Source organism: Streptomyces sp. NPDC048416 (assembly GCF_043200435.1).
Classification (GTDB): Bacteria; Actinomycetota; Actinomycetes; order Streptomycetales; family Streptomycetaceae; genus Streptomyces.
The window spans coordinates 36306-60412 of the sequence record NZ_JBICXU010000010.1 but is presented as its reverse complement, the minus strand read 5'-3'; the positions used below and the strand labels follow the sequence as shown (position 1 = coordinate 60412).

General features: G+C 70.8%; 23 protein-coding genes. 17 read left to right on the top strand and 6 right to left on the bottom strand.

Annotated features, from left to right (window positions below):
• The first annotated feature begins 103 nt into the window (after positions 1–103).
• From ACGFW5_RS15385 to ACGFW5_RS15370, 4 genes are all read left to right on the top strand, one after another.
• Positions 104–883, top strand: coding sequence for a DUF3152 domain-containing protein (locus tag ACGFW5_RS15385; RefSeq protein ID WP_393834716.1), 780 nt, complete (start codon positions 104–106; stop codon positions 881–883).
• Positions 884–1012: 129 nt separating this feature from the next.
• On the top strand, positions 1013–1846 hold the full coding sequence (locus ACGFW5_RS15380; protein WP_393834881.1) for a tryptophan 2,3-dioxygenase family protein: 834 nt from the start codon (positions 1013–1015) through the stop codon (positions 1844–1846).
• Complete coding sequence (gene kynU, locus ACGFW5_RS15375; protein ID WP_393834715.1) at positions 1839–3029, top strand: kynureninase; 1191 nt, start codon at positions 1839–1841, stop codon at positions 3027–3029. The genes ACGFW5_RS15380 and kynU overlap by 8 nt, the downstream gene beginning before the upstream one ends.
• Before the next feature lie 107 nt (positions 3030–3136).
• Entirely contained in the window at positions 3137–4006 is an 870-nt protein-coding gene (locus tag ACGFW5_RS15370; RefSeq protein ID WP_393834714.1) for an alpha/beta hydrolase, read from the top strand.
• Here ACGFW5_RS15370 and ACGFW5_RS15365 read toward each other — a convergent pair.
• A complete protein-coding gene (locus ACGFW5_RS15365) occupies positions 4000–4149 on the bottom strand; it encodes a hypothetical protein (RefSeq protein WP_393834713.1) in 150 nt (49 codons plus the stop codon). The two genes, ACGFW5_RS15370 and ACGFW5_RS15365, sit on opposite strands and share 7 nt — an antisense overlap.
• Positions 4150–4189: 40 nt before the next feature.
• Positions 4190–4759 carry a TetR/AcrR family transcriptional regulator gene (locus tag ACGFW5_RS15360; protein ID WP_393834712.1) on the bottom strand — a complete coding sequence of 190 codons (570 nt, stop codon included), beginning with the start codon at positions 4757–4759 and terminating at the stop codon, positions 4190–4192.
• A 71-nt stretch (positions 4760–4830) separates the two neighbouring features.
• On the opposite strand from ACGFW5_RS15360, the gene ACGFW5_RS15355 reads away from it, so the two are divergent.
• The 4 genes from ACGFW5_RS15355 to ACGFW5_RS15340 all read left to right on the top strand — a co-directional run bounded on the left by ACGFW5_RS15355 (position 4831) and on the right by ACGFW5_RS15340 (position 9173).
• The gene (locus ACGFW5_RS15355; RefSeq protein ID WP_393834711.1) at positions 4831–5322 is read left to right on the top strand and encodes an FBP domain-containing protein; all 492 of its coding nucleotides are present in this window, start codon (positions 4831–4833) and stop codon (positions 5320–5322) included.
• 201 nt (positions 5323–5523) lie between these two features.
• Positions 5524–6939 (top strand): sensor histidine kinase, encoded by a 1416-nt coding sequence (locus ACGFW5_RS15350; protein ID WP_393834710.1) that lies wholly within the window; start codon positions 5524–5526, stop codon positions 6937–6939.
• Positions 6936–7601 carry a response regulator gene (locus ACGFW5_RS15345; protein WP_393834709.1) on the top strand — a complete coding sequence of 222 codons (666 nt, stop codon included), beginning with the start codon at positions 6936–6938 and terminating at the stop codon, positions 7599–7601. The genes ACGFW5_RS15350 and ACGFW5_RS15345 overlap by 4 nt, the downstream gene beginning before the upstream one ends.
• Positions 7602–7889: 288 nt before the next feature.
• The gene (locus ACGFW5_RS15340) at positions 7890–9173 is read left to right on the top strand and encodes a cytochrome P450 (protein ID WP_393834708.1); all 1284 of its coding nucleotides are present in this window, start codon (positions 7890–7892) and stop codon (positions 9171–9173) included.
• A 736-nt stretch (positions 9174–9909) separates the two neighbouring features.
• Here the strand turns inward: ACGFW5_RS15340 and ACGFW5_RS15335 are convergent.
• Positions 9910–10716: a diacylglycerol kinase gene (locus ACGFW5_RS15335; protein ID WP_393834707.1), complete on the bottom strand. Its 807-nt coding sequence runs from the start codon at positions 10714–10716 to the stop codon at positions 9910–9912.
• 177 nt (positions 10717–10893) lie between these two features.
• Here ACGFW5_RS15335 and ACGFW5_RS15330 point away from each other — a divergent pair, with 177 nt between their 5' ends.
• The 5 genes from ACGFW5_RS15330 to ACGFW5_RS15310 all read left to right on the top strand — a co-directional run bounded on the left by ACGFW5_RS15330 (position 10894) and on the right by ACGFW5_RS15310 (position 16051).
• The gene (locus tag ACGFW5_RS15330; protein WP_393834706.1) at positions 10894–12177 is read left to right on the top strand and encodes an adenylosuccinate synthase; all 1284 of its coding nucleotides are present in this window, start codon (positions 10894–10896) and stop codon (positions 12175–12177) included.
• A gap of 251 nt (positions 12178–12428) precedes the next feature.
• Positions 12429–14390 (top strand): hypothetical protein, encoded by a 1962-nt coding sequence (locus tag ACGFW5_RS15325; RefSeq protein ID WP_393834705.1) that lies wholly within the window; start codon positions 12429–12431, stop codon positions 14388–14390.
• A gap of 403 nt (positions 14391–14793) precedes the next feature.
• Positions 14794–15156 carry a DUF4333 domain-containing protein gene (locus tag ACGFW5_RS15320; RefSeq protein WP_393834704.1) on the top strand — a complete coding sequence of 121 codons (363 nt, stop codon included), beginning with the start codon at positions 14794–14796 and terminating at the stop codon, positions 15154–15156.
• Between the two features lie 201 nt (positions 15157–15357).
• Positions 15358–15795 (top strand): hypothetical protein, encoded by a 438-nt coding sequence (locus ACGFW5_RS15315; protein WP_393834703.1) that lies wholly within the window; start codon positions 15358–15360, stop codon positions 15793–15795.
• Positions 15796–15871: 76 nt separating this feature from the next.
• Entirely contained in the window at positions 15872–16051 is a 180-nt protein-coding gene (locus tag ACGFW5_RS15310) for a hypothetical protein (protein ID WP_393834702.1), read from the top strand.
• A 160-nt stretch (positions 16052–16211) separates the two neighbouring features.
• On the opposite strand, the gene ACGFW5_RS15305 is transcribed toward ACGFW5_RS15310, so the two are convergent.
• Together ACGFW5_RS15305 and ACGFW5_RS15300 are read right to left on the bottom strand one after the other, a co-directional pair.
• Positions 16212–16460, bottom strand: coding sequence for a DUF397 domain-containing protein (locus tag ACGFW5_RS15305; RefSeq protein WP_393834701.1), 249 nt, complete (start codon positions 16458–16460; stop codon positions 16212–16214).
• Complete coding sequence (locus tag ACGFW5_RS15300; RefSeq protein ID WP_393834700.1) at positions 16457–17293, bottom strand: Scr1 family TA system antitoxin-like transcriptional regulator; 837 nt, start codon at positions 17291–17293, stop codon at positions 16457–16459. The genes ACGFW5_RS15305 and ACGFW5_RS15300 overlap by 4 nt, the downstream gene beginning before the upstream one ends.
• Before the next feature lie 156 nt (positions 17294–17449).
• Between ACGFW5_RS15300 and ACGFW5_RS15295 the strand changes: the two genes are divergently transcribed.
• Positions 17450–17854: a hypothetical protein gene (locus tag ACGFW5_RS15295; RefSeq protein ID WP_393834699.1), complete on the top strand. Its 405-nt coding sequence runs from the start codon at positions 17450–17452 to the stop codon at positions 17852–17854.
• Between the two features lie 92 nt (positions 17855–17946).
• On the opposite strand, the gene ACGFW5_RS15290 is transcribed toward ACGFW5_RS15295, so the two are convergent.
• Positions 17947–18549, bottom strand: coding sequence for an ALF repeat-containing protein (locus ACGFW5_RS15290; protein ID WP_393834698.1), 603 nt, complete (start codon positions 18547–18549; stop codon positions 17947–17949).
• Positions 18550–19963: 1414 nt separating this feature from the next.
• Between ACGFW5_RS15290 and ACGFW5_RS15285 the strand changes: the two genes are divergently transcribed.
• The 3 genes from ACGFW5_RS15285 (at position 19964) to ACGFW5_RS15275 (ending at position 24097) form a co-directional block, all read left to right on the top strand.
• Positions 19964–21325 carry a hypothetical protein gene (locus ACGFW5_RS15285; protein ID WP_393834697.1) on the top strand — a complete coding sequence of 454 codons (1362 nt, stop codon included), beginning with the start codon at positions 19964–19966 and terminating at the stop codon, positions 21323–21325.
• A 247-nt stretch (positions 21326–21572) separates the two neighbouring features.
• Positions 21573–23183: a protein kinase gene (locus ACGFW5_RS15280; RefSeq protein ID WP_393834696.1), complete on the top strand. Its 1611-nt coding sequence runs from the start codon at positions 21573–21575 to the stop codon at positions 23181–23183.
• A 221-nt stretch (positions 23184–23404) separates the two neighbouring features.
• A complete protein-coding gene (locus ACGFW5_RS15275) occupies positions 23405–24097 on the top strand; it encodes an ABC transporter ATP-binding protein (RefSeq protein WP_393834695.1) in 693 nt (230 codons plus the stop codon).
• Positions 24098–24107: the final 10 nt, after the last annotated feature.

The following is a 24107-nucleotide window of genomic DNA, read 5'->3' as shown; positions in this document are numbered from 1 at the left end:
CCGCAGGCCGAATGCGGCAGGGGCACAAGGGCGTGGCCGGCGCCGGGACGGGGGTGGGCGACGGCAGGGCGGATCCGCCGGCCGACGACGTCCGCGCTCGCGCGTGCTGCTCGTCGTCGGCTGTCTGCTCGGACTCACCCTGATCGGCGGGGTCGCCATCGCCCAGCGGTCGAGCGGCGGCCACTCCGCCGCCGTGGAGCCGGGCAACGTGGCCGCCAGCCCCATGGAGCAGACCTCCCCGCTGCCGGTCGACCCGCCCGCCAAGCCCACGCCCTCAGGTGGTGCGAGCGCTTCCAGCGGCACGAAGCCCGTCACCGTACCCGTGTCGGGGCCCGGCACCTTCACCACCGCGAAGGCGTCCGGCAAGGTCGTCGGCACCGGCGGGCCGCTGCGCCGCTATCAGGTGCAGGTCGAGGACGGGTCGGGCGTGTCGGCCGAACAGGCCGCCGACGACATCCAGACCATCCTGTCCGACCCCCGCAGCTGGGCCGCACACGGCAAGGGCCGCTTCCAGCTGGTCACGGGCAACGCCGACGTGACCATCAAGATCGCCACGCCCAGGAACACGGACAAGCTGTGCGCCTCCGTCGGCGACACGGGGGGCGAGCTGAACTGTGAGGTCGCGGGCGGTGTGATCGTCAATCTCAAGCGCTGGGTGACGGGCTCCCCGCAGTACGACGGGCCGCCCGCCGAGTACCGCCACCTCATCATCAACCACGAGATAGGCCACCTGATCGGCTACCACCGGCACATGGCCTGCCCCGGAGCCGGAAAGCTCGCCCCGGTGATGATGCAGCAGATCAAGGGTCTCGACGGCTGCAAGTCCAACGCCTGGCCGTTCACCGCGAGCGGGACGTTCGTCTCGGGGCCATCGGTGCCCTGACGAAGGGGGCGGAACCGTGTTTATGATGCCGGTGGGGACCGGGGCTCCGATGCCGACCAAGGAAGGGGCGGACCGCTACCCGGACACATCGAGGAGACAGCGATGTCATCAAAGATGTCCGAACCGGTCATGCCGCCCGAACGGGGCGACGAGCCGGAGACCCCGAACCTGGACTTCGAGGGCACGACACCCTACGAGGACTACGTCCAGGCGGACGTCCTCACCCATCTGCAACACCTGCGCTCCGACGACCCGGGCGAGATGGTCTTCCTGGTCACCACCCAGGTCATGGAGCTGTGGTTCACGGTCGTCGTGCACGAGTGGGAGACCGCGTCGAAGGCGCTGCGCGCGGACCGGATACAGGTCGCGGTGGACGCCCTGAAGCGTTCGGTGCGGGAACTGGAGGCGCTGAACGCCTCGTGGACGCCGCTGGCACAGCTGACCCCGGCGCAGTTCAACTCCTACCGCTCCGCGCTCGGCGAGGGCTCCGGCTTCCAGTCGGCGATGTACCGGCGGATGGAGTTCCTGCTCGGCGACAAGTCCGCGTCGATGCTGGTGCCGCACCGGGGCGCGCCGCGCGTGCACGCCGAGCTGGAGAAGGCGCTGGGCGAGCCGAGCCTGTACGACGAGGTGCTGGCGCTGCTCGCGCGGCGCGGATACGCGATCCCCGCCTCCGTCCTCCAGCGCGACCTGACCCGCAAGTACGAGCCGTCCCCCGAGGTCGAAGCGGTCTGGTCCGAGCTGTACCAGGGCGACCAGAACGGTGAACTGGTGCGCCTGGGCGAGGCGTTGACGGATGTCGGCGAGCTCGTGTGGCGCTGGCGCAACGACCACCTCGTGGCGACCCGGCGGGCCATGGGCGCCAAGGCGGGCACCGGCGGCTCGGCCGGGGTGGCCTGGCTGGAGAAGCGCGCCACCAAGAACGTGTTCCCCGAGCTGTGGACGGCGCGCAGCCATGTCTGACGCCCTGGCCGACAAGGCCGCGGCGCTCGACGCCGCCGACCAACTCGCCCGCCACCGCGACCTGTTCGCGCTCGACGACGGTGTGGTCTACCTCGACGGCAACTCGCTCGGCGCGCTGCCCCGGCACGTCCCGGCCCGCATGCAGGACGTCATCACCCGGGAGTGGGGCCATCTGCGTATCCGCTCCTGGGAGGAGAGCGGCTGGTGGACCGCGCCCGAGCGGATCGGCGACCGCATAGCCCCGCTCATCGGCGCGCCGCCCGGCAGCGTCGTGGTCGGGGACTCGACGAGCGTGAACGTCTTCAAGGCGCTGGTGGGCGCGGTGCGCCTGGCCGGTGACGACCGGGACGAGATCCTGGTCGACGCCTCGACGTTCCCCACGGACGGGTACGTGGCCCAGTCCGCGGCCCGCATGACGGGCCGTCGGATCCGCGCCCTCGCGCCACACGAGATCGTCGGCGCGCTCGGCCCGCGCACGGCGGCGGCCCTGGTCAACCATGTGGACTACCGCACGGGCCGCCTGAACGACCTGCCCGGCACGACGGCGGCGATCCGGGCCGCCGGCGCCGTCGCGGTCTGGGACCTGTGCCACAGCGCGGGTGCGCTGCCGGTCGGTCTCGACGCGCACGGCGTCGACTTCGCGGTGGGCTGTACGTACAAGTACCTGAACGGCGGCCCGGGTTCACCCGCGTACCTGTACGTGCGCGGCGAGCACCAGGCCCGCTTCGACACCCCGCTGCCCGGCTGGAACTCGCACGAGGACCCGTTCGGGATGCGGCCGGCCTACGCGCCGGGCGAAGGGGCCGTGCGGGGCCGCGTCGGCACCCCGGACATCCTGTCCATGCTGGCCCTGGAGTCGGCCCTCGACGTGTGGGACGGCGTGTCGATCGACGCGGTCCGTGCGAAGTCCCTCGCCCTGACGGACTTCTTCCTGGAGTGCGTCGAGGCGTACGTCCCGGCCGGCCGGGTCACCTCGGTGACCCCGGCGGCCGCCGCGGAGCGGGGCAGTCAGGTGTCGCTGAGCTGCGAGAAGGCGGGCGACGTGATGAGCGCCCTCACCGAACGCGGCGTGGTCGGCGACTTCCGCCGCCCCGACGTCCTGCGCTTCGGCTTCACCCCGCTGTACGTGGGCTTCGCCGACGCGCAGCGGGCGGCGTCGGAGCTGGCCGCGCTGCTGAGCTGACCCGCACGGCGGTTCAGCCGCACCGGTCCGCAGGGGGCCCCGGACGCCCTGGTAGCGTCCGGGGCGCCCGGGTGATCAACCGGCTTGGCCTGGCGAAAGGTTGGGGAATGACGGATCCCGCAGAGCGTGACGCGGCCGAAGAGGCCTCCGCCTTCTCCCATCCCGCCGTCGCCCCCGACGCCACCGCCGCCTACGGCGACCACCCCGACCAGGTGATCGACTTCTACGCCCCGCGGGACGCCCGCACCGGCGCCCCCCTGGTCGTCCTGCTGCACGGCGGCGCCTGGCGGGCCCCGTACGACCGTGCGCACGTCACCCCGCTCGCCGACTTCCTCGCCCGGCGCGGGTTCGCCGTGGCCAATGTGGAGTACCGGCGGGGGCCCCTGCTGCCGCAGCAGGGGGGTGACGGTCCGGTGGCCGGGCGCTGGCCCGACACGTTCGACGACGTGGCGGCCGCCCTGGACGCGCTGCCGCTGCTCGTACGGGACGCCGTGCCGGGGGCCGACCCCCGCCGCACCGTGCTGGCCGGGCATTCGGCGGGCGGCCATCTCGCCCTGTGGGGCGCGGCCAGGCACGTACTGCCACTCGGCTCCCCGTGGCGCACCCCGGCCCCGGCCGCCCTGCGCGGCGTCGTGGCGCTCGCCCCGATCGCCGACTTCGCGACGGCGACGGAGCTGGACGTGTGCTCGGGCGCGTTCACCCAACTCCTTGGCGGAGGCGCCGAGTTGGCGCAACGCATCCCGCACGCCGACCCGGCCGCCCTGCTGCCGACCGGGATCGCCACCACTGTGGTGCAGGGCCGCGAGGACATCGTCGTACCGCGGGCCGTCGCGGAGGCGTACGTGGACGCGGCGGCGAAGGCGGGCGAGATGGTGGGGCTGACCCTGCTGGACGACGTCGGTCACTTCCCGCTCATCGACCCCGCGGCCGACGCGTGCGCCGTGGTGGCCGAGGAGATCGCCCAACTGGCCTACTGAGCCGACGCGTTCAGCCCGCCCGCACCGGATGCGAAGGCGCCCTGGCGGAAGGCGAGTCCGGCGAAGCGCCCGCCCATGAGGTGGTGGGTCGCGGCGTCCGGAGGCCGAGCCGTACGCCGGAGGGCGGGCTCGCGTACGGTCATGCCGGCGTCCCTGCTCGGGTCGGGTCGCGTGCGGGTCCGGTCATGACGTGGGCCAGTTGCGCAGCAGGGCGTCGAGTGCGTCCAGGGTGCGCTCCCAGGTTTCCTGGGTGTCGGGGGCGCTGTGGCTGAACCCGCCACCCATTTCCAGGCTGATGTAGCCGTGGAAGACACTGCCGAGCAGGCGCACCGCGTGTGTCTGGTCCGGCTCGGTGAGGTCGTAGCCGCGCAGGATCGCGCGGGTCATCCGGGCGTGCCGGCCGCCCGCGCTCGCGGCCGCCGCCTGCGGGTCGAGCCGCAGCTGGGCCGCGGCGTAACGGCCGGGGTGCCGGTGGGCGTAGTCGCGGTAGACGTTCCCGAGTGCGGCGAGCGCGTCCTTGCCGGAGCGTCCGGCCACGGCGTCGGCGGCCTGGTCCGCGAGTTCTTCCAGGGCCAGCAGGGCGAGCCGGGTCTTGAGGTCCTGGGAGTTCTTGATGTGCGAGTACAGGCTCGCGACCTTCACGTCGAACCGCCTGGCCAGCGCTGAGACGGTCACCTGCTCGAAGCCGACCTCGTCGGCGAGCTCGGCGCCCGCCAGGACCAGCCGGTCGGTGGTGAGTCCTACCCGTGCCATGGCCATCCTCTCCCTTGCCCGAAGCCATTATGAGTTTGCCTAAAGCCTTTAGGCAAATTACCGTGACGTATATGAAGCCGCTGACCGAACAAGAGATCCGTGCCGCCTTCGTGAACTGCACCAAGGGCGAGGCCAAGCGCATGGCCGTGCCGAACGACCTGGCCGAGCGGCCCTGGGACGACCTGGACTACTTCGGCTGGCGCGACCCGCAGGCCCCCGACCGGGGTTACCTCGTCGTCGAACTCGACGGCCGCCCGCACGGCCTGGCGATGCGCTGCTCCAGCGCGGTCTCCGGCCGGCAGCGGCGCAGCATGTGCTCGATGTGTCTGACCACCCACTCCGGCGGCGTCTCCCTGATGGTCGCGCCGAAGGCGGGCAGGCCCGGCAAGGAGGGGAACTCGGTCGGCGCCTACATCTGCGCGGACCTCGACTGCTCGCTCTACGTACGCGGCAAGAAGGACGCGGGAGCCGGCGCACGGCTGCACGAGACGCTGACGGTGGAGCAGAAGATCGAGCGGACGGTGCTGAATGTCGCCGCGTTCGTCGCCAAGGTGACGGCGTAGGGCACCCGGTCCACCCGGTCCACCCGGTCCACCCGGTCCACCCGGTCCACCCGGTTTACCCGGCCTACCCGGTCCACCCGGTCCACCAGTCCACCGGTCCACCCCGTTCAAACTGGTCCACCGCGTAGTCCCTGAGGCGGACCCCGCAGGATCCCCATCGCGCCGGACGCCCCCGCTCGGCCCGCCGCCTACCTTGGGGGTGTGAACGAGACGACCAGACCCCGAACGGGGAGCGGCAGGGCCGCAGCAGGCGGGGGCGGCGAGCGCAGCCCGGAGTTCCGGCTGGCGATGGACGCGTACGGGGGGCTGCGCAGGGACCTGTTCCACAACGCGTTCGCCTACCGGATGCTGCCGCGCATGCGGACCGACGGCCCGCTGACCCGCCGGCTGCCGGGCCGGATGCGCGCGTACGCGGCCTGGACGCCGCACGCCCTGGTGTGCTTCCTCGCGTTCTGCACGGCGACGTTCGCGGCCTCGTGGGACGTCGGCCGGCTGGGCATCAGCATGGCGTGGCCGGTGGGCGGGGCGATCCTGGCAGCGCCGGTGCTCATGACGCTGGTGCGGCCCATCGGGGCGTTCTGGCTGTCGTGCGCGGCGACGGTCTTCATGGGGGTGGTGGGGGCGCACGGCGGCATGGGCCCCTGGTCGCCGGGGACGACCGTCATGCACCTCAGCGTCCTGACCGTCGTGGCGCTGCGCACCCGCCCCCGCGTCTCGGCCTGGATGTGGGTGTTCACCGTCGTTCTCGGCGCGATGCTGAGTTCCACGCGCGGCTACTGGTACGCCGACAACACCGTGCAGCTCGCCACCCTCTACGGGATCGTGCTGCTCGTCATCTCCGTACGGCACATCCGCAAGGACGCCGAGCGGCAGGTCAGCGCGGAGAAGTCGGTCACCGCCGTGGAACGCGACAAGCGGACCGTCCTCGAAGAGCGCACCAACATCGCGCGCGAGCTGCACGATGTGGTGGCGCACCACATGTCGGTCGTCGCCATCCAGGCCGAGGCCGCGCCCTACCGGGTGGAGAACCCGCCGCCCGAGCTCGCCCAGGCCTTCGCCACGATCCGCGAGAACGCGGTGGCCGCGCTCACCGAACTGCGCCGGGTCCTCGGCGTCGTACGCGCGGAGGACTACGAGGCGCCGGACGCCCCCCAGCCCACCCTGGCCGACCTGGACGGCCTCCTGTCCAACGTCCGCGAGGCCGGCCTGCCCGTGGAGAAGGTCGTCACCGGCGCGGTACGGGAACTCCCGCAGGGCGTCGAGCTGTCGGCGTACCGGATCATCCAGGAAGCGCTCAGCAACACCCTGCGGCACGCACCGGGCTCGGGGGCGCGGGTGGAGATCGGGTACGTTCTGGGCGGGCTCGGCCTGCGCGTCGTCAATGGCCGCGCGACCGCCGAGGCCGGGCCCTCGCAGGGTTCCGGGCACGGGCTGACGGGGATGGCGGAGCGGGTGGCGATGCTGGGCGGCGTGATGACCGCCGAGCGGACGGCGGAGGGTGGCTACGAGGTCACCGTCTTCATCCCGGTCGCCCCGGTCGCCCCGGTCGAGCCGGCCGAGGCGGCCGAGGCGGAGCCCACGGTGGACCTGGCCAAGAGAACGGAAGAGCGGGCATGACGATCAAGGTGCTGATCGTCGACGACCAGATGATGGTGCGCGAGGGATTCTCCGTCCTGCTCGGCGCGCAGCCGGACATCGAGGTCGTCGGCGAGGCGGTCGACGGCCGCGAGGCGGTCGCCCAGGTGCAGGCGCTGCGCCCCGACGTGGTCCTGATGGACATCCGCATGCCGGGCATGAACGGCATCGAGGCGACGCGGGAGATCGTCGCGGCGGACGCCTCGTCGAAGGTGCTCGTCCTGACGACCTTCGACCTCGACGAGTACGTGTACCAGGCGCTGCGGGCAGGCGCGTCGGGCTTCCTCCTGAAGGACGCGTCGGCCCGCCAACTCGCCGACGGGGTAAGGGTGGTGGCCTCCGGCGAAGCCCTCCTTGCCCCGTCGGTGACCCGGCGCCTGATCAACGAGTTCGCCCGGGTCCTGCCGGTGCAGCGGGCCGGCTCGTCCCCGACGGGCGAGGTCGAGGAACTGACCGACCGCGAGACGGAAGTCCTCGTCCTGATCGCGCAGGGCCTGTCGAACCACGAGATCGCGGACCGCCTGGTGGTGGCGGAGTCGACCATCAAGACCCATGTGAGCCGGGTCCTGGTGAAACTGGGCCTACGAGACCGCACGCAGGCAGCGGTCTACGCATACGAAACCCGCCTGGTAACCCCGGCCTGACCGCGGGGGGCTGCGCGCCCAGCCGAGTACGGTCCGAGGTGGACAGCGGGTTTGAGGGGCGCGGGGGGCTGCGCCCAGCTACCGACGGCCCCCGGTGGAGAGCGGGTTTGAGGGGCGCGGGGAACTGTCCGCCCAGCGTGCACGGGCCGCAGTGGACAGCGGGTTGAGCGGCGCGGGGAATTGCGCAAACAGCCACCCCCCCACCCCCCGCGCCACCTGCGCCCGTACCCCAGCCCCCAAACCCCGCCCCCTTGATCCCGCGCCCAGCGGACCCCCATCCTCACCCCCATGAACCAAGCCGACCCAGCGACATCCACCCCCCTCTTCCGCCCCGGCGACGCGGACTTCGTCGCCAACCCCTACCCCGCGTACGCGGAACTCCGCACAGCGGGCAGAGTGCACTACCACGCCCCCACGAACCAGTGGCTGATCCCTCACCACGCAGACGTGTCCGCGCTGCTCCGAGACCGTCGGCTTGGCCGGAGTTATCAACACCGCTTCACCCACGAGGAGTTCGGCCGCACCCCACCACGCCCCGCGCACGAGCCGTTCCATACCCTCAACGACCACGGCATGCTCGACCTGGAACCCCCGGACCACACCCGCATCCGGCGCCTCGTCTCGCAGGCGTTCACCCCCCGCACCGTGGAACGGCTCGCCCCGACCGTGCGCCGCCTCGCCGCCCGCCTCGTGGGCGACTTCCGGGAGGCCGGCGGTGGCGACCTCGTGGCCGAGGTCGCCGAACCCCTCCCCGTCGCCGTCATCGCCGAAATGCTCGGCATCCCCGACGCCGACCGACCGCTCCTGCGCCCCTGGTCCGCCGCGATCTGCGGCATGTACGAGCTCAACCCGGACGAGGAAACCGCCGCCCGCGCGGTACGGGCCTCCCTTGAATTCACGGCGTACCTCAGGGAGTTGATCGGCGAGCGGCGCAGGAGCCCCGGCGACGACCTGATCTCCGCCCTCATTGCGGCGTACGACGGCGAGAGCGGTGACCGCGGTGACAACGCTGATCGTGGCCGGGGCCGGGACCGGGGTCGCCGGCTCACCGAGCAGGAGATGATCTCCACCTGCGTGCTGCTCCTCAACGCCGGTCACGAGGCCACCGTCAACACCACCGCCAACGGCTGGTGGGCGCTGTTGCGCAACCCCGCTCAGCTGGCCGCGCTCCGGGCGGAGCCGGTCGCGCTGTTGCCCACGGCCATCGAGGAGCTGATGCGGTATGACACCCCGCTCCAGCTCTTCGAGCGCTGGGTGCTCGAAGACATGGAGTTCGCGGGACTCGAACTGCCGCGCGGCAGTGAGGTCGCCCTCCTCTTCGGGTCCGCCAACCACGACCCCGCCCGGTTCGCCGACCCCGCCGCCCTGGACTTGTCCCGCGCCGACAATCCGCACGTCTCCTTCGGGGCCGGGATCCACTATTGCCTCGGCGCCCCGCTGGCCCGGCTCGAACTGGCGTCGTCGTTCGGCGAGTTGCTGCGGCAGGCACCGGGGCTGCGGCTGGCGGCCGAGCCGGAGTGGGGTCCGGGGTTCGTGATCCGGGGCCTGAAGGAGCTCCAGGTGGAGTGCTGAAAAAAATCAGCCGGCCGGGCTGCCCGGCGCGGGCCAGCATGGACATCCCCAGCCCGCCGGGCTGCTCGGTGCGGGCCTGTACGGACACCTTCAGCCGGCCGGGCTGCTCGGTGCGGGCCGGCATGGACATCCTCAGCCCGCCGGGCTGTCCGGTGTGGCCGCACATCGGCATCTTCAACCGGCCGGGCTGCCCGGTGCGGGCCCGCATGGGCATCTTCAGCCGGGCTGTCCGGTGCGGGCCGGTACGGGCATCTTCAGCCCGTCCGGCGTTTGAGGACGAGCGCCGTTCAGGCGCGTTCGGGGTCTGGGGCGGAGCCCCAGGGTCCCTCGGCTTTTGGGTGCGGTTCGTGGTCGCTTCTCGCGCAGTTCCCCGCGCCCCTGGCGGTGCTGGTGCGGGCCAGCACGGACACCCTCAGCCCGCCGGGCTGCCCGGTGCCGGCCCGCATGGACACCCCCAGCCCGCCCGGCTGACCCAATGCCGGCCGGTACGGACACCTCGGCCCGCCGGCCCGCATGGGCACCCTCGACCCGCCCGGCCAGCACGCGGCATCCTCAGCCCGTCCGGCGATTGAGGACGGGCCGGGGGCGCCCGTGCGAGCGGGGGCTGGGGCGGCGCCCCGGGGTTAGTCGGGCAGGACCAGCCACGCAGACGCCCCTGGGGTTAGCCGGGCAGGGCCAGCCGCGCAGACGCCCCGGGGTCACCCGGGCAGGGTCAGCCACGCAGCCCGACCCGGGGTCACCCGGGCAGGACCAGCTGCCACGCATCCGCAAGCACCGTCCACGTCCGCGTACGAACCGGCCCCGCCACCACCTGATCCGCCCGGTAGCGAAAGCCCCCCACCGGCCCGGAGATCGTCACGGCCCGCGCAGCCACCCGCACCCGCTCACCGGTCCGCCCATGCACCACCACCTGCGCGAGCCCGTCCGCCGACGCCACCGACACCCCGGCCACCGGCAGGTCGAGGTCGCTCAAAAGCACCCCGTCCGCCTCCACCCGCAGCCGGTGCGCGACGGCCGCCGCCACCGGCGCGGGCGCCCCCACCAGGGTGCGGACCAGCGTGCGGGCCGCGCCCCACACCGTCGGCGAGGCGGGCCGCGCGCGGACCGGGCTCAGGGCGGGCACGCGCAGCGCGCCGAGCACCACCTGGTCGCAGTCGTCCACCAGGAGGTCGAGCCGGCGCCCCGCGCCCTCCAGGGCGGTCCGCGCCGCCGCCACCGCCCCCAGCGGCACCCCGAGCGAACGGGCCAGCCGCAACGAGTCCGCCGCGCCCACCGGGACCATGGCCAGTTCGCCCCGGTCGAGCTCACGCTCACGGTGCAGCAGGGTCACGGTGCGTAGCAGCGCCTGGTCGTCGCCGACCACCACGGTGCGCCGTCCACTGCGGCGGGCCAGCGCCCGCGCGAACTCCTCCGGGCCCTGCGGCCAGCAGATTTTCGCCTGTGCTCCCGCACACAGCACATCTTTCGCGATCCGTACGGACTCGCCGTCAATACGGCGGGCGACCGGGTCGATGAGCACGACGAGCTGGTGCGCAGCCGACACCTCGGTCCTTCCTCGGGTAGCATCTTTGTGCAAGAGCCCCTTGCGCTATTGCGCCAGGGGCTTCGTCTATTCCGGGGCAACCGGTTCAACGGATCAGGCCCATGGTGTACGCATCCACGTATGGAGCGCGTATGCCCCTGACCTTGGACATGCCCCGCCCGGAAGGGGTGTACGCCTGTGCCCGCACTTGTGCTGCTCGGTGCTCAGTGGGGTGACGAGGGCAAGGGAAAGGCCACCGACCTCCTCGGTGGATCCGTTGACTATGTGGTGCGTTACCAGGGCGGCAACAATGCCGGCCACACGGTTGTCGTAGGCGACCAGAAGTACGCGCTGCATCTTCTCCCTTCCGGAATCCTCTCCCCGGGGTGCACCCCGGTGATCGGCAACGGAGTCGTCGTCGACCCGGCGGTCCTGCTCTCCGAGCTGAGCGGGCTGAACGAGCGCGGCGTCGACACGTCCAAGCTCCTGATCAGCGGCAACGCTCACCTGATCACGCCGTACAACGTCACGCTCGACAAGGTCTCCGAGCGCTTCCTCGGCAAGCGGAAGATCGGCACCACCGGCCGTGGCATCGGCCCGACCTACGCCGACAAGATCAACCGCGTCGGCATCCGCGTCCAGGACCTCTACGACGAGTCGATCCTGGAGCAGAAGGTCGAGGCGGCCCTTGAGGGCAAGAACCAGCTGCTCGCCAAGGTCTACAACCGCCGCGCGATCGAGGTCGGCAAGATCGTCGAGGAGATGCTCCAGTACGCGGAGCAGCTGAGGCCGTTCGTCACGGACACCACCCTGGTCCTGAACAAGGCGCTCGACGACAACAAGGTCGTGCTCTTCGAGGGCGGCCAGGGCACCCTGCTCGACGTCGACCACGGCACGTACCCCTTCGTCACCTCCTCGAACCCGACCGCGGGCGGCGCCTGCACGGGCGCGGGCGTGGGTCCGACGAAGATCAGCCGCGTCATCGGCATCCTGAAGGCGTACACGACCCGTGTCGGCGCGGGCCCGTTCCCGACCGAGCTGTTCGACGAGGACGGCGAGGCGCTGCGCCGCATCGGCGGCGAGCGCGGTGTCACCACCGGCCGTGACCGCCGCTGCGGCTGGTTCGACGCGCCGATCGCCCGCTACGCGACCCGCGTGAACGGCCTGACCGACTTCTTCCTCACCAAGCTGGACGTGCTGACCGGCTGGGAGGAGATCCCGGTGTGTGTCGCGTACGAGATCGACGGCAAGCGCGTCGAGGAACTTCCCTACTCGCAGACCGACTTCCACCACGCGAAGCCGATCTACGAGAAGCTGCCGGGATGGTCCGAGGACATCACCAAGGCCAAGACCTTCGCCGACCTGCCGAAGAACGCGCAGGCCTACGTGAAGGCGCTTGAGGAGATGTCGGGCGCGCCGATCTCCGCGATCGGCGTCGGCCCCGGCCGCACCGAGACGATCGAGATCAACTCCTTCATCTGACAAGGCGGTTCACCCGCCCGGCCACGTCGGCGGGCCGGGTGATCCCGTTCGACGCAAGCCCCCGGCACCCGCTCCACAGCGGGTGCCGGGGGCTTGCGTCGTCTCCGCATGCCCGCCGCTTCCGGACGTATGGCCGGTTCGCGGCTCTTGTCACCCGATGTCCGTCACCTCTTGGCTACTGGTCTTAGCTACTGGTCTTAGCTACTGGCGGGCCCCGGCCGGGGCCCCGGGTACGAAGGGGCGGGTGGATCATGCCGGAGTTCCGCGGTGCCGAGGAACGGTTGGACCGGGTGCGCGAGACCGTGCGGGGGTTCGAGGGTGCGCGTGTCCAGTCGAGGGCCGCGCGGCGCAGGGGGCTGAGCCGGGGGCAGAACCTGCTGCTGGGCGCGGCCCTGCATGCGGCGTCCCGGTTCGAGCAGGGCCTGGAACCGACCGGCCTTGAGGCGATGCTCCTGGACGTGCTGCGGGCGGCCGCCGCCGACGACCGGGAGATCGCGTCCTGGGGCCGTGTGTTCGCCGAGCAGCGGACGGCGCGCGGCGGCGTCGCGGTCTTCCCCGCCGAGGTCAACCGCCTTGAGGACAAGACGGGTTACGGCTTCGCGCAGCTGCGGGACGACCTGGCGGCGCTCACGGGGGAGATTGTGGCGCAGCCCAACGTGGAGATCGTGGACGTCACTCGCACGGAGCCCGGCGGGCCCACGGACAGCGAGGAATTCCTGCGGGCGCTGGCCGAGTACGGTGCGGGCGTGACCGTGCTGACCGGGTCGCGCGGGGCGGACGTGGCGCAGGCTCCGGCGGCGTCCGCGATGCCGCTCCGGGTCGCGCTGGCACCGTCGCGGTTCGTGTGCGAGCGGCGTTCGGGCGAGCTCGGCAAGGACGAGATCTACTGGGCGATGGCGGCCGGCACCGACACCGAGGCGAAGAACTCGGCCAAGACACCGGAGTTCGGGTCCGTCGTCACCGGCAGCGATCGCGCGTTCACCGGGGACCATGCCCTCACCCTGGTCGACGGCCCGGTGCGCGGCTACGTCTCGCTGAACATCGAGTGCTGGGAGGCCGACCACAGTGCGGGCGGCTTCTACAACAAGATGCGCGAGGTGCTGCGTACGCTGTCGGAACGGCTCGCGGAGGCGTCCAAGGAGCAGAACTACAACCCGCCCGACCGCGAGTTCAACGCCGAGGGCTGGGCCGCGCTCCTGTCCGTGCTGGGCGAGCTGATCAACGCGCTCCTCGGCTGGCTGACCAACGAGGACGACCTGGTCTGCGAACGCTCCATCGGCCTGTCCCACGCGGCCCTCATCCGCTATTTCACCCCGGCGGGCCGCGACGAGTCGTGGATGTTCGACGGGGGGAGCGGCGGCCGCCACAAGCTGTGGCTGCGCGGCGCCGTCGAGCCCGTCCCGGTGCGCCCCCACTACCGGCGTACGGCCGGGACGAACTGGGAGGCCGGCGAAGGCGCCTTCGACGACAAGCGCACGGCGGGCACCGCGCCCGTCGGCGTCTTCTTCACCGACGACAGCCAGCCCAGTGTCTTCTACACCGACGCCGCCACCCAGCACCTGTACTGGGCGCCCCACACGAACACGCCGGGCACCACGTTCCACGGCGTCGCCACCCATGTGCCGCCGGGGGCGGCCGTCCACGACGGAACGCTCCACTGCGTGCACATCGGCCGCGACGAACGCGTCTGGTGGAACTTCCGTACGGCGACCGGCAGTTGGACGCTCCCCGTCCACGTCGACGCCTGGGATTCGGCCCTCACCCCGGCGCTTGCCTCACACAACGGCACCCTGTACTGCGCCCACGTCGGCGGCGACGGCAGGGTGTACGTGGCCCGCCTCACCGGCACCACCTGGGCCGGCGCGACCCAGGTCCCCGGCTGGCAGACACCCCGCCCGGTGGCCCTCACCTCGCACGCCGGCCACCTGTACCTGGCCCACACCGGGATGGACGGCGCCCTCTGGCTCGCCTCCAGCACCAACGGGTCCACCTGGGCTGGCCTGGCCCGCGTCGGCACCGCGACCACCATCGAGGCCCCCGCCCTGGCCTCGCACGCGGGCAAGCTGCACATCGCGTACCGCAGCGCATCCGGCACCCTTGACGTCGCCGTCCAGAACGGCACCACCTGGTCCACCACCCGGGTCCAGTCCGGCGGCTACGGCCCACCCAGCCTCACCGCCCGGGCCGACCGGCTCTACGCCCTCTTCATCTGAGCGCGCCGACCGGCCTCCCGCGTCACCAGAGCCTGTCGAGGGCGCCCGGACAGAGCGCGACCCGGTCACCCTCGCGGGGTCTGCCAGGCGGCGGGCTGGCCCGCCATGCCCCCGCCCGCCGCGCCCGGTTCACCCGCCCGGTGACGCAGCCTTCCACCCGAGGGACGCCGCCCAGACCCCGGGCGCCACGACGCGTACCCCTGCTCCTCCGCCATCTCCACGATGACGCCCAGTGCTTTGCGAGGGCCCAGAGCCTGTGCTCCGGTCTTCGCACAGTGCTGGGCGTAAGCCTTCGCAGGGTTGGATACTTTCGGTGGTTGTGGGCGGCAGTTGGTGGGCTGCGGGCACCACGACAGTATGCTCATCGGGTCTTCCGCCCTGCCTCGCCGACCAGGAGTGCACGATGTTCAAAGCTCGAACGTCCGTCGGCATGACGATGCTCGCGTCCGTCACCGCGGTTGTGGTCGGCACGCTGCTTCTGGGCTGCTCGGCTTCCGTCACGGCTGGCAAGTCGACGCCGAAGCTGTCGGCGGCCAAGGTCGCCGACACCGTCGCCGACAAGCTCGCCGCCACGACGGGGCAGCCCAAGCCGCATGTCACCTGCCCTGAGGATCTGGTGGGCAAGGCCGGGACCACCTCGCGCTGCACCCTCACGGCGGACGACGGAAGCACCCTGGGCGTGACGGTCAAGGTCACCTCGGTCAGTGGCGACCAGATCAACTTCGACTTCAAAGCTGACGACAAGAGCTCTCCGGCCCCGAACTGACCGCATGCGCAAGCCGGTTGGCGCGCCTTCACGCTCGGGTCGGTATTGCCTACGCCCCCGACTCGGCGCCTGTACCGTACGGGTGGTCCTTGTAGGGGTGACGGAGCCAAAGCGTCACCGTTCGAGCGTACGAGCAGATCCAGTCCAGGGGGTGCCGGCCAAGTCGGCGCTGAGCAGCGGCAGGCAGGGGAGGCACTGCTGATGGCAGGCACGGAGCTGGGAAGCGGCGCGACAGCACAGCAGGTGGGCATGCGGCTGAACCAGATACCCGCTGATCCCGGCGGGACTCCGGCCGCGCCGGGTCCTTTCGGTGGGCAGAAGCTGGTGTCCACTCCGGCCCAGAAGCAGGCCGCGGCCAACACGATCGAGCAGCACATCGAGCCCGACACCCGCACGGCTGGGGCTTTCGCGGACACGGAGACCAGCACGGCTGTCTCGGCTCTCCACGGCGGATGGCACACCTCAGGGGCGCTGAAGAAGGCGCACGAGGCCTGGGAAACGCAGGTGAAGAACCTGACGAACATGCTCGGCGCGGACAAGGGCGCGTTGCGCAGCACTACCCACACTCTGAACGCCACGGACTTCCACGCCCAGTCGCAGGCGAACGCCGTGCCGGTGTCGGTGTTCTCCGGGTACTGACCGGGCGGCCCGCTCCGGGGCCCACCACCCTGACGAACTCACCACGGCGATGGCTTGGAAATGACCACGGGGAACCATGCCGACGTATCACGAGATCCTCAGCACCGACTTCTCCACCCTCACGACGGCCGCTGAGCGCTGGGACGGGATGGCGGAGGAGTTCAAGAAGCAGGAGACCGCCTATCAGCGGGACGTGCATGGCATCACCCTGAGTCCGGGCTGGACCTGGCGAGCTGTGGTCCTGGGCAAGTTGTGACGTCGGAGGCCTCCTGCCTCGCTGTTCGTCATCGGTGTCCCGGCAAGCGCCGTCCGGGGCGCGAGCCGCACTGCGATCCGCCCCCGGCCCGTCCTGCCGACGGGCGGGGGCGGATGGCCGCGCGGGCCCGGGCCCGAGCCCGCGCGAGGGTGTCAGGCGGTCACACCAAGGCCGACGCCTCCCAGCCCAGGAACGCCGCCCAGGTGGCCGGAGCCACCGCGAACGAGGGACCGTCGGCCACCTTCGAGTCCCGTATGTGGACGGCTTGGGGGCAGGTGGCCACCTCTACGCAGTTGCCGCCGCCGCTGTCGCTGTACGAGGACTTGCGCCAGGTGATGGCGGCCTCTAGGCAGTCCCCGCCGCTGGAGCTGCTGTAGCTGGACTTGAACCACTGAAGGGTGCTGCTCATCTCTGATCTCCCGCCAATTCTTCGATGAGGTTCAGTGAAGCGCGAGTGTCCAGAGCCTGTGACTGGATCTTCGCGTAGCGCTGGGCGAGCTTACTCACCTTCGAAGGGTCCGTGATCAGCAGGCTTTCGCCCTCCACCTCCAAGAAGACGAGACGATCGTGCGCCGGGGTCTCCATCACGTTCATCGTGCCTCGATCTCCTGCGTGCTCACCGCTCAGACCGCAGTCCAGCGGCAGTACTTGGACGGTCACATTACGCCGACGAGCGCACTCCGCGAGGTGCAGCATCTGCTTACGCATGACCTCCGGGCTGCCGATGATCCTCCTCAGCACCGACTCCTCCAGCACGAGCTCGATCAGAGCCACCGGCTCTCGGTCGAAGAGTGCCTTGCGTGCCATCCTCGCCTCCACCAGGTCCTCTACTCGCTGCTCCGGCAACGGGGGGTATCCGCCGCCGATCAGGGCACGTGCGTACTCCTCGGTTTGGAAGAGCCCGTGCACGACGAACGTTTCGTACGGTCGCAGCACCACGGCCTTTTGTTCCAGGACCGAGTAGCCCTGGAACTGCGCCGGGTACTTCTCCAGCCGGATGAACGGTCGGGCCTCCTCAAAGACCCCCAGCCCCTCCCCCAACACCTTCTCCAGTGCCACCAGCATGTCGTCCGATGCCGGCTGGGCCAGCGTCTCCATCGCGCTCACCGCCGCTCCGGAGAAGCCGAGGTGCTTTCCCAGCTGTTCCTGCGTCCACCCCTTCCTGAGCCGCAATTTGCGGGCCAGATTGGCGACCATCTGGGCCGTCGGCCCCGCCGTCACTTTGTTTTCCGCTCGTGCCATATGCGATCACGCTCCGACTCAACCGGTCTCAACCGGTCACGACTCAGCCCCGCTGAATTCGACCCGGTGCAAGGGGAGTTGAGGCTGGTCAACGGCTCCCCGACGGTCCCCGTGCGGTCCTGGAAAACGCTAGCGGGATGGGCCGAGACTGTCCCCGTGAATGCGCAAATCGACGAATCGAACCTTGACTGGATTCCGCTCTCCGGGATCCACCTCAGAAAGGCGGGCGTGCAATTCGATGCCGTGCGCATCAATGGGTATGTCGGGCGCTGTGTGGCGGACGCGATGGAGGAGCTGACCGGGGGCGACCCGGGGCCGATCGTGGCCGACGAACGCGGGTGGCGGCCGGTGTACTTCCTGGTGCCGCCGAGCAGTACGTCGCACCGGGCCTGGCCGGTCGTGGCGACGACGTTCAACTCGTATGGCGGGGCGGTGAGTTACGTACCCGTCCCGGCACTCGACGGGCGTACCTGGCCGCTCTCGTGGCGGTGTCTCCCCTCGGGGCCCGAGCGGTTCGTGCACACCCCGCTGCTGTGCTCGGTGGTGAACCGGCTGCACTGAGGGCGCGGCGGCAGACGGGCCTGCCGGGACGCGAGTGGGGCGCCCGGCCAGGTGACCGGGCGCCCCACTCGACACGACTCTCAGCGGTTGTGTCAGCCCACGTTGTACTGCCCGACCTCCAGGAAGTACCGCATGTCCTCGGGAGTTCCGTCGAGCGCCTTGCCGGCGGCCGCGCGCAGCGCATCGCTGATGCCGGGCTTGGCGAGGATCACGAAGATGGCGACGCGGTCGTCTTCGGTCCGGGCCTTGGGGTATCCGGTGGTGCGGAAGGCGCGGAGGGCTTCGGGGGTGCCGGTGTCGAGTGCCTGGGTGGCGGCTTTGATGACGGCTTTGTCGCCGTTCTGCTGGGCCAGGTACAGGATGCGGGACGTGGCGACGCTGTCGTCCTCGGCCTGGGCCTTGGGGTAGCCGGTGTCGAGGAAGGCGCGGAGGGCTTCCGGGGTGCCGGTGTCCAGTGCTCTGTTGGCGCCCTTGATGACGGCTCGATCGCGGTTCTTGGTCGCCTGGTCCAGGATGCGGGAGACGGCGACGCGGTCGTCGTCCTGCGACGGGTCGGTCACCGACGCCCCGGACGTGGCCGTCACGGTCGTGAATGCCGAGGCCGCCGATCCGGCGGCGAACGCCGGTGTGGCCGCGATGAGGACCGGAGCCAGGGCGGCGGCCGCGACGAGCAGGGCAGCGCGGGTGGATCGCATGGGTGTGTGCCTCCGTAGTGGATCAGTCGGTCAGGTGATCATCTTGCACCGTCGCCGACGCTGTCACTGCCGGAATGTGGCAGTCTTCAGCCGCGTTTCGTTGCCTATATCGCACCGACCCATCCCGAACTACAACCACCAAGAAGGAGCCCCCGCGAGGCCTGGCACGGCCCGGCACTACGCAGGCCAGGGGGCGCGGGGAACTGCGCGACGACCTGCGTGGCGGACGCGATGGAGAGCTGACCGGGAGCGTCCCGGGCCCGATCGTGCCGGACGCGCGGGGTGGCGGGCGGTGTACCTCCTGATACCGCCGCGCGGCACGTCGCACCGGGCCCGCCCGCGGGTGGCCATGACGCGCAACTCGTGTGGTGACACGCCGAGTTACGTAGCCATACCGCCGCTCGATGGACGTACCTGGCCGCTCTCATGGCGATGTCGCGGACGGCCTGGCCTGGCCGGACCGGGGTCGCCTGGGTCTCTGCTGGCGGCAGGGAGCGTCACGCTCCACACGGGCGTCAACGTCCAGCTCGACCGGCTGCGGCACGGGCACCCCAGTGCCACGTGGCGAGGGAGAGCAACGTCAGGGCCGCCGCGCTGATTCGCGCAACAGTTGCTTGATGTCGTTTTCCGGGAGACTGGACCCGTCGGCGGAAACATTGCGTCGCTCTTCCGCCCCCATCGGGGGCCGTATCCACCGCGTCGCGCCCCAAGAGGACGAGATCGGAAAGCCATTCTCGGTTCCTCTTGGGTGCGCCTCTGTGTTGTGGTCATCACCTTCACCAGAGCGCCCTCAGCGCCGCAATAGAGTTGTAGGCAGATGGCGGGAAGCGATATCTGGACGAAGAGTCGCCCGCGGCTCCGACGGGGTGAAACGGAACCCAAGGATTACTCGTCGGAAGCCACCGGCGTGGGGACTTTCTTGAAACGGAATTACCAACGGCTTTCCGGGGCCAGAGGCTCGTTGTTCCAGCAGGTCAGAGGGCTGCTCCCGGGGCAGAGTGTCGGATCTGTTTCGAGCTTCCGGCCGGTCCGGTATCTACACCTGAGTGACAATAAAAGGAATGCGGTGATCCGGTCTGACGTGTTGTCGGTTTTAGCCATTCCTTCGTCGGCCGTCGGGCATCCATGCGGTCCCCGTGCGGGCCGCACCGAGGGCCGGCTTCGGCAGGAGTGGCATTCAGTGCACAGATTCGAGCCAGCCTTCCGGAAGTACTTGAGGCCTTGCTCCGCCCCCGCGTATAACTTTTGGGTTAATGCAGGCGAAGCATGTTCATGTGCGAAGTGGGGCCGCCCATGCGCTGGCAGCACTGCATAAGTGCCAGATGGGGGCGTGTGCATGGCTGGAAACTTGTCCGGAAAATTACTCTCGCGACGTTGGCGAGCGTTATGCATACCGTTGTTGCCCGGGACCTTCATGCTCGTTGTCGGCATGTGGGGGATCACGCGGCAGAACACCATGTGGCGCGACGAAGCGGCGACCTGGCAGGTCTCTCGGCGCTCCGTCCCGGAGATCTGCCATCTGCTGAGCCATGTCGACGTCGTACATGGGCTCTATTACTTGTTGATGCACGGGGTGTTCACGCTTTTCGGCGAGAGTCTGTTCGCGTTGCGACTGCCGTCCGTCCTCGCTATGGCCGCCGCCGCAACGATCACCGCTAAGATCGGCGCTCAACTGTCCGGAGTCGCAGGCGGGTTGTGCGCCGGGTCGGCGGTCGCACTCATCCCGGCCATACAGAATTATGCGCAAGAGGGCCGCTCATACGCCCTGGTCGCCGCAGGCGTCGCATACGCGACGTGGTTGCTGATCGGCGCGCTCAAACAACCCGCTGGGGCGCGGCGTTGGGTAGCATATGGGGTGACCGTTCTAGTCACCGCCTGGCTCAATTGGTTCGCTCTGAGCCTCCTGCTTGCCCACGCCTGGACTGTCTGCTCCGGACGAACAGGACGCGACATCACTGTGCGTTGGGGGGCGGCGTCGGCGGCAGCGCTCGCCGGAACGCTGCCGTTGGTCATCTTCAGTCAGGGTCAGTCAGGACAAGTGTCCTGGATCAAGCCGCTTAGCCTTGTGGACTTGACGGTGCCCGGTGTCGTGATCACCGCTGGGACTCTGTGTGCCCTGACTTGTCAGGCGCGCCCAACCAGGGTGTCCCTGCGGGCGGTGGCGCTACCTCTCCTTGCGGTGCCGCAAGTCACGCTGCTCGCCGTCTCCCTCATCAAACCGCTCTACATCGATCGATACATCCTCTTCAGCCATCTCGGGCTGGCCCTGCTGATCGGCGTCGTGGGGGCTCGCGTGCATCACGCCTTGCGGCGTCCCTGGCTGGTGGCGGCCGTAGGCATGGGCGTGGTCGCCCTGGGGTCGGTTCTTCTGCCGACGGAGCTGCGCCAGAGGGGACCACAGAGCCGCGTCGACGACGTGATCGCTCCTGCGGACGTGGTGGCCGCTACGGCGCGCGCCGGTGACGGGATCCTGTTCATACCGGCCGCACGCCGTGATACCGCCCTTGTCTCGCCGAGAAAGTTCACGGGCCTGGATGACCTGGCGTTGCAGGAAAGTCCGGCGGCATCAGGCACCTTGAAGGGAGTGGAGAAGAGCCCGGAGCGCATATACCGGGCCGCCGTGGCGCACCAGCGCGTCATTCTCGTCACGGACGCCGACGGCGCCTCCACAGCAGCCGGCGATCGTGCCAAGCAGCGGGCGCTGGCCGACCACTTCGTCTGCGTGTCGGACCAGCGCGTCCATGGGCGACGCGTCGCCGTATATCAACGCCACTAGGCCGGGCCCCGCCCACCCCCACCCATCGCGTCGCCCCGGCCCAGCCGTCCGGCACGGGCCCGCAGCACCCCGGCCAGGGGCACGGGGAACTGCGCAGAGCAGCTCGCACGGACCCAGCACGGGCCCACACCAATCCTGCCCACCCCGGCCGGGCTGACCCGTACAACCCCCACCCCCCAACCCCCCGGCGGGCCCCCGCACTATCCTCGGCCCGGTCAACACCCCAAAAAGAGAGGCGCAGCCAAACGTGGGCACGGGAAGCACGCAGCGCCTCGAACCGGGCGATCCCGAGCGAATAGGCACGTACCGCCTCCTGGGCCGCCTCGGCGCGGGCGGGATGGGCCAGGTCTACCTCGCCCGTTCCGACCGGGGCCGTACCGTCGCCGTGAAGCTGGTCCGCCCCGACCTCGCCGCGCAGGAGGAGTTCCGGGGCCGCTTCCGGCAGGAGGTGCGCGCCGCCCGCCGTGTCGGCGGGCTCTGGACCGCCCCCGTCCTGGACGCCGACACCGAGGCCCCCGCCCCCTGGATAGCGACCGGATACATCGCGGGCCCCTCCCTCCAGTCCGTCGTGAAGGGCCCGCACGGCCCCCTCCCGGAACACTCCGTACGCGTCCTGGCCCGTGGCCTGACCCACGCCCTGAAGGACATCCACGGCGCCGGGATCGTGCACCGCGACCTGAAGCCGTCCAACGTCCTGGTCACCATCGACGGCCCCCGCGTCATCGACTTCGGCATCGCCCGCGCTTTGGAGACCGGCACGGACGGCGGTCTCACGCGGACGGGCGCGCTCGTCGGCTCGCCCGGCTTCATGGCCCCCGAGCAGGTACGCGGCGACCCGATCACCCCGGCCTGCGACGTGTTCTGCCTCGGCTCGGTGCTCGCGTACGCGGCCAGCGGCCGGCTGCCGTTCGGGGAGGCGGCGAGCGGGGCGCACGCGCTGATGTTCCGCATCGCGCAGGAGCCGCCCACCCTGGACGACGTGCCTGAATCCCTCCAGGACCTGATACGCGACTGTCTGCGCAAGGATCCGGCCGCCCGCCCGGGCCTCGACCACATCCTGGCCCGCGTCCCCGAGCACCACGCCGATCCGTGGCTGCCCGCGCCCCTGGTGGCACAACTGGGCAGTCACGCGGCCCAGTTGCTCAACGTGGAGGAGCCCGACGACACGGCCGGCGACGCAGCCGCCACCGAGGTCTCCCCGCCCCCGGCCAGCGGCACGCCGACCGCACCGCACCCGCACACCCCTGCGGACCCCGGTCCGTACGACTACCCGCCCTCGCTCTCCGCCCCGTACGCGGAGCCGAGCCCGCCGCCCCGCAGCACCAAGTCCACCGTCGCCCTGATCGCCGTGGCTCTGGTCGTGGCCCTCGGCGCGGGCGGTTCGGTGTACGCCTTCATGCGCGGCGACACCCCGGGGAAGGGATCCGGCACGGCTTCGGCCACCCCGGGTTCCGCCAACTCGTCCTCCGGGCAGGCCACGTCCGGCCCCTCCGCGACGGACGCGCCACTCGGCGGCGTACCACGGCAGTATCTCGGCACCTGGTCGGCCATCGTCCCCACCGGGCACAGCGACGACCCCCGCCATCTGGTCATCCGCCAGGGCGGACCCGGCGACATCGTCCTCACGCTCACCGCCGACGGCAGCGGCTACCACTGCGTCTTCCAGGCCCGCCTGACCACCGCACCCGCCCTTGGCGCCCCCCTCGCGCTCGGCCCCTCCGAGGTGGGCCCGGGCTCGACGGGCGCCTGCCTCCCCGGAAAGCCGAGCACCATCAGCCTCCTGCCGGACGGCCGCCTGCACCGTCTGACGACGGAGACCGGGGACTATCTCGACTACACGAAGACGAGCGGGGGCTGAGGAAAGCAGTCGCGTGGCCCGAAATCCAGGCCATTCGGTCCCGGCCGTCGGCCGCATTCGGTCTCATTCGGTCTCATTCGGCCTCTCCGGCCCTTTCCGCCGGAGCCGTGAATTCCGCGTATCCCATGTCCCACCACCTTCTCTCGGCCGCCGGGGAGCGCACTCCGGGTCGCGCGAGACCGGTAGTAATTTGAACCGGTCGGAACAAGCGAGAGGGAGTCGTGGGCGAGCCCAAGTTGTGGATACGCGGCCTGACTTATGAGGTGGCCGACCGGGTTCTTCTGGACCGGGTGGAGTTACGGGTGGATGCCGGGGAATCGGCCGCCGTGGTCGGGCCGAGCGGCAGCGGCAAGAGCACCCTGCTCGGCTGCGCCCTCGGGCTCGTGCGGCCGCGCGCGGGCTCGGTCCTGGTGGCCGGCACGGACATCACGGGCCTGCGGCAGCGCGCCCTCGAACGCCATCGCAGCGCGAACATCGGCATGGTGTTCCAGTTCGGCGAGCTGCTGCCGGAGCTCACCCCGGTGGAGAACGTGGCGCTGGCCGCGCTCCTCGGCGGGGCGAAGGCGGGCGACGCGTACGAGTGGGCCGAGACGCTGCTCAAAGAGCTCGGGGTGCCCTACTCCACCGTACCCACCGGGCAGTTGTCCGGCGGCGAACGCCAGCGCACCGCCTTCGCGCGGGCCCTGGTCAACCGGCCGGGTCTGCTGCTCGCGGACGAGCCCACGGGCGCGCTCGACGCCCGAACCCGGGACGCGGTGGCGGAGTTGATGTTCTCCGCGCCCGGGAGGTGGGGCTGCGCGCTGGTGGTCGTGACGCACGATGCCCAGGTCGCAGGCCTGGCCGACCGGTGCTTCGAACTCATCGACGTGGGGCTCGCGCAGCGGCCGTCGCGCGCGGAAGCCGGTCACCGGTGAGCCGGCCGAC

Excerpts from the sequence above, each read along its gene's own strand:
- ACGFW5_RS15380 (WP_393834881.1), top strand. The coding sequence starts at position 1,013 with ATGCCGCCCGAACGGGGCGACGAGCCGGAGACCCCGAACCTGGACTTC.
- kynU (WP_393834715.1), top strand. The coding sequence starts at position 1,839 with ATGTCTGACGCCCTGGCCGACAAGGCCGCGGCGCTCGACGCCGCCGAC.
- ACGFW5_RS15360 (WP_393834712.1), bottom strand. The coding sequence starts at position 4,759 with ATGGCACGGGTAGGACTCACCACCGACCGGCTGGTCCTGGCGGGCGCC.
- ACGFW5_RS15340 (WP_393834708.1), top strand. The coding sequence starts at position 7,890 with ATGAACCAAGCCGACCCAGCGACATCCACCCCCCTCTTCCGCCCCGGC.
- ACGFW5_RS15290 (WP_393834698.1), bottom strand. The coding sequence starts at position 18,549 with ATGCGATCCACCCGCGCTGCCCTGCTCGTCGCGGCCGCCGCCCTGGCT.
- ACGFW5_RS15305 (WP_393834701.1), bottom strand. The coding sequence starts at position 16,460 with ATGAGCAGCACCCTTCAGTGGTTCAAGTCCAGCTACAGCAGCTCCAGC.
- ACGFW5_RS15370 (WP_393834714.1), top strand. The coding sequence starts at position 3,137 with ATGACGGATCCCGCAGAGCGTGACGCGGCCGAAGAGGCCTCCGCCTTC.
- ACGFW5_RS15345 (WP_393834709.1), top strand. The coding sequence starts at position 6,936 with ATGACGATCAAGGTGCTGATCGTCGACGACCAGATGATGGTGCGCGAG.
- ACGFW5_RS15320 (WP_393834704.1), top strand. The coding sequence starts at position 14,794 with ATGTTCAAAGCTCGAACGTCCGTCGGCATGACGATGCTCGCGTCCGTC.
- ACGFW5_RS15285 (WP_393834697.1), top strand. The coding sequence starts at position 19,964 with ATGCTCGTTGTCGGCATGTGGGGGATCACGCGGCAGAACACCATGTGG.
- ACGFW5_RS15325 (WP_393834705.1), top strand. The coding sequence starts at position 12,429 with ATGCCGGAGTTCCGCGGTGCCGAGGAACGGTTGGACCGGGTGCGCGAG.
- ACGFW5_RS15315 (WP_393834703.1), top strand. The coding sequence starts at position 15,358 with ATGGCAGGCACGGAGCTGGGAAGCGGCGCGACAGCACAGCAGGTGGGC.
- ACGFW5_RS15300 (WP_393834700.1), bottom strand. The coding sequence starts at position 17,293 with ATGGCACGAGCGGAAAACAAAGTGACGGCGGGGCCGACGGCCCAGATG.
- ACGFW5_RS15355 (WP_393834711.1), top strand. The coding sequence starts at position 4,831 with ATGAAGCCGCTGACCGAACAAGAGATCCGTGCCGCCTTCGTGAACTGC.
- ACGFW5_RS15365 (WP_393834713.1), bottom strand. The coding sequence starts at position 4,149 with ATGACCGTACGCGAGCCCGCCCTCCGGCGTACGGCTCGGCCTCCGGAC.
- ACGFW5_RS15310 (WP_393834702.1), top strand. The coding sequence starts at position 15,872 with ATGCCGACGTATCACGAGATCCTCAGCACCGACTTCTCCACCCTCACG.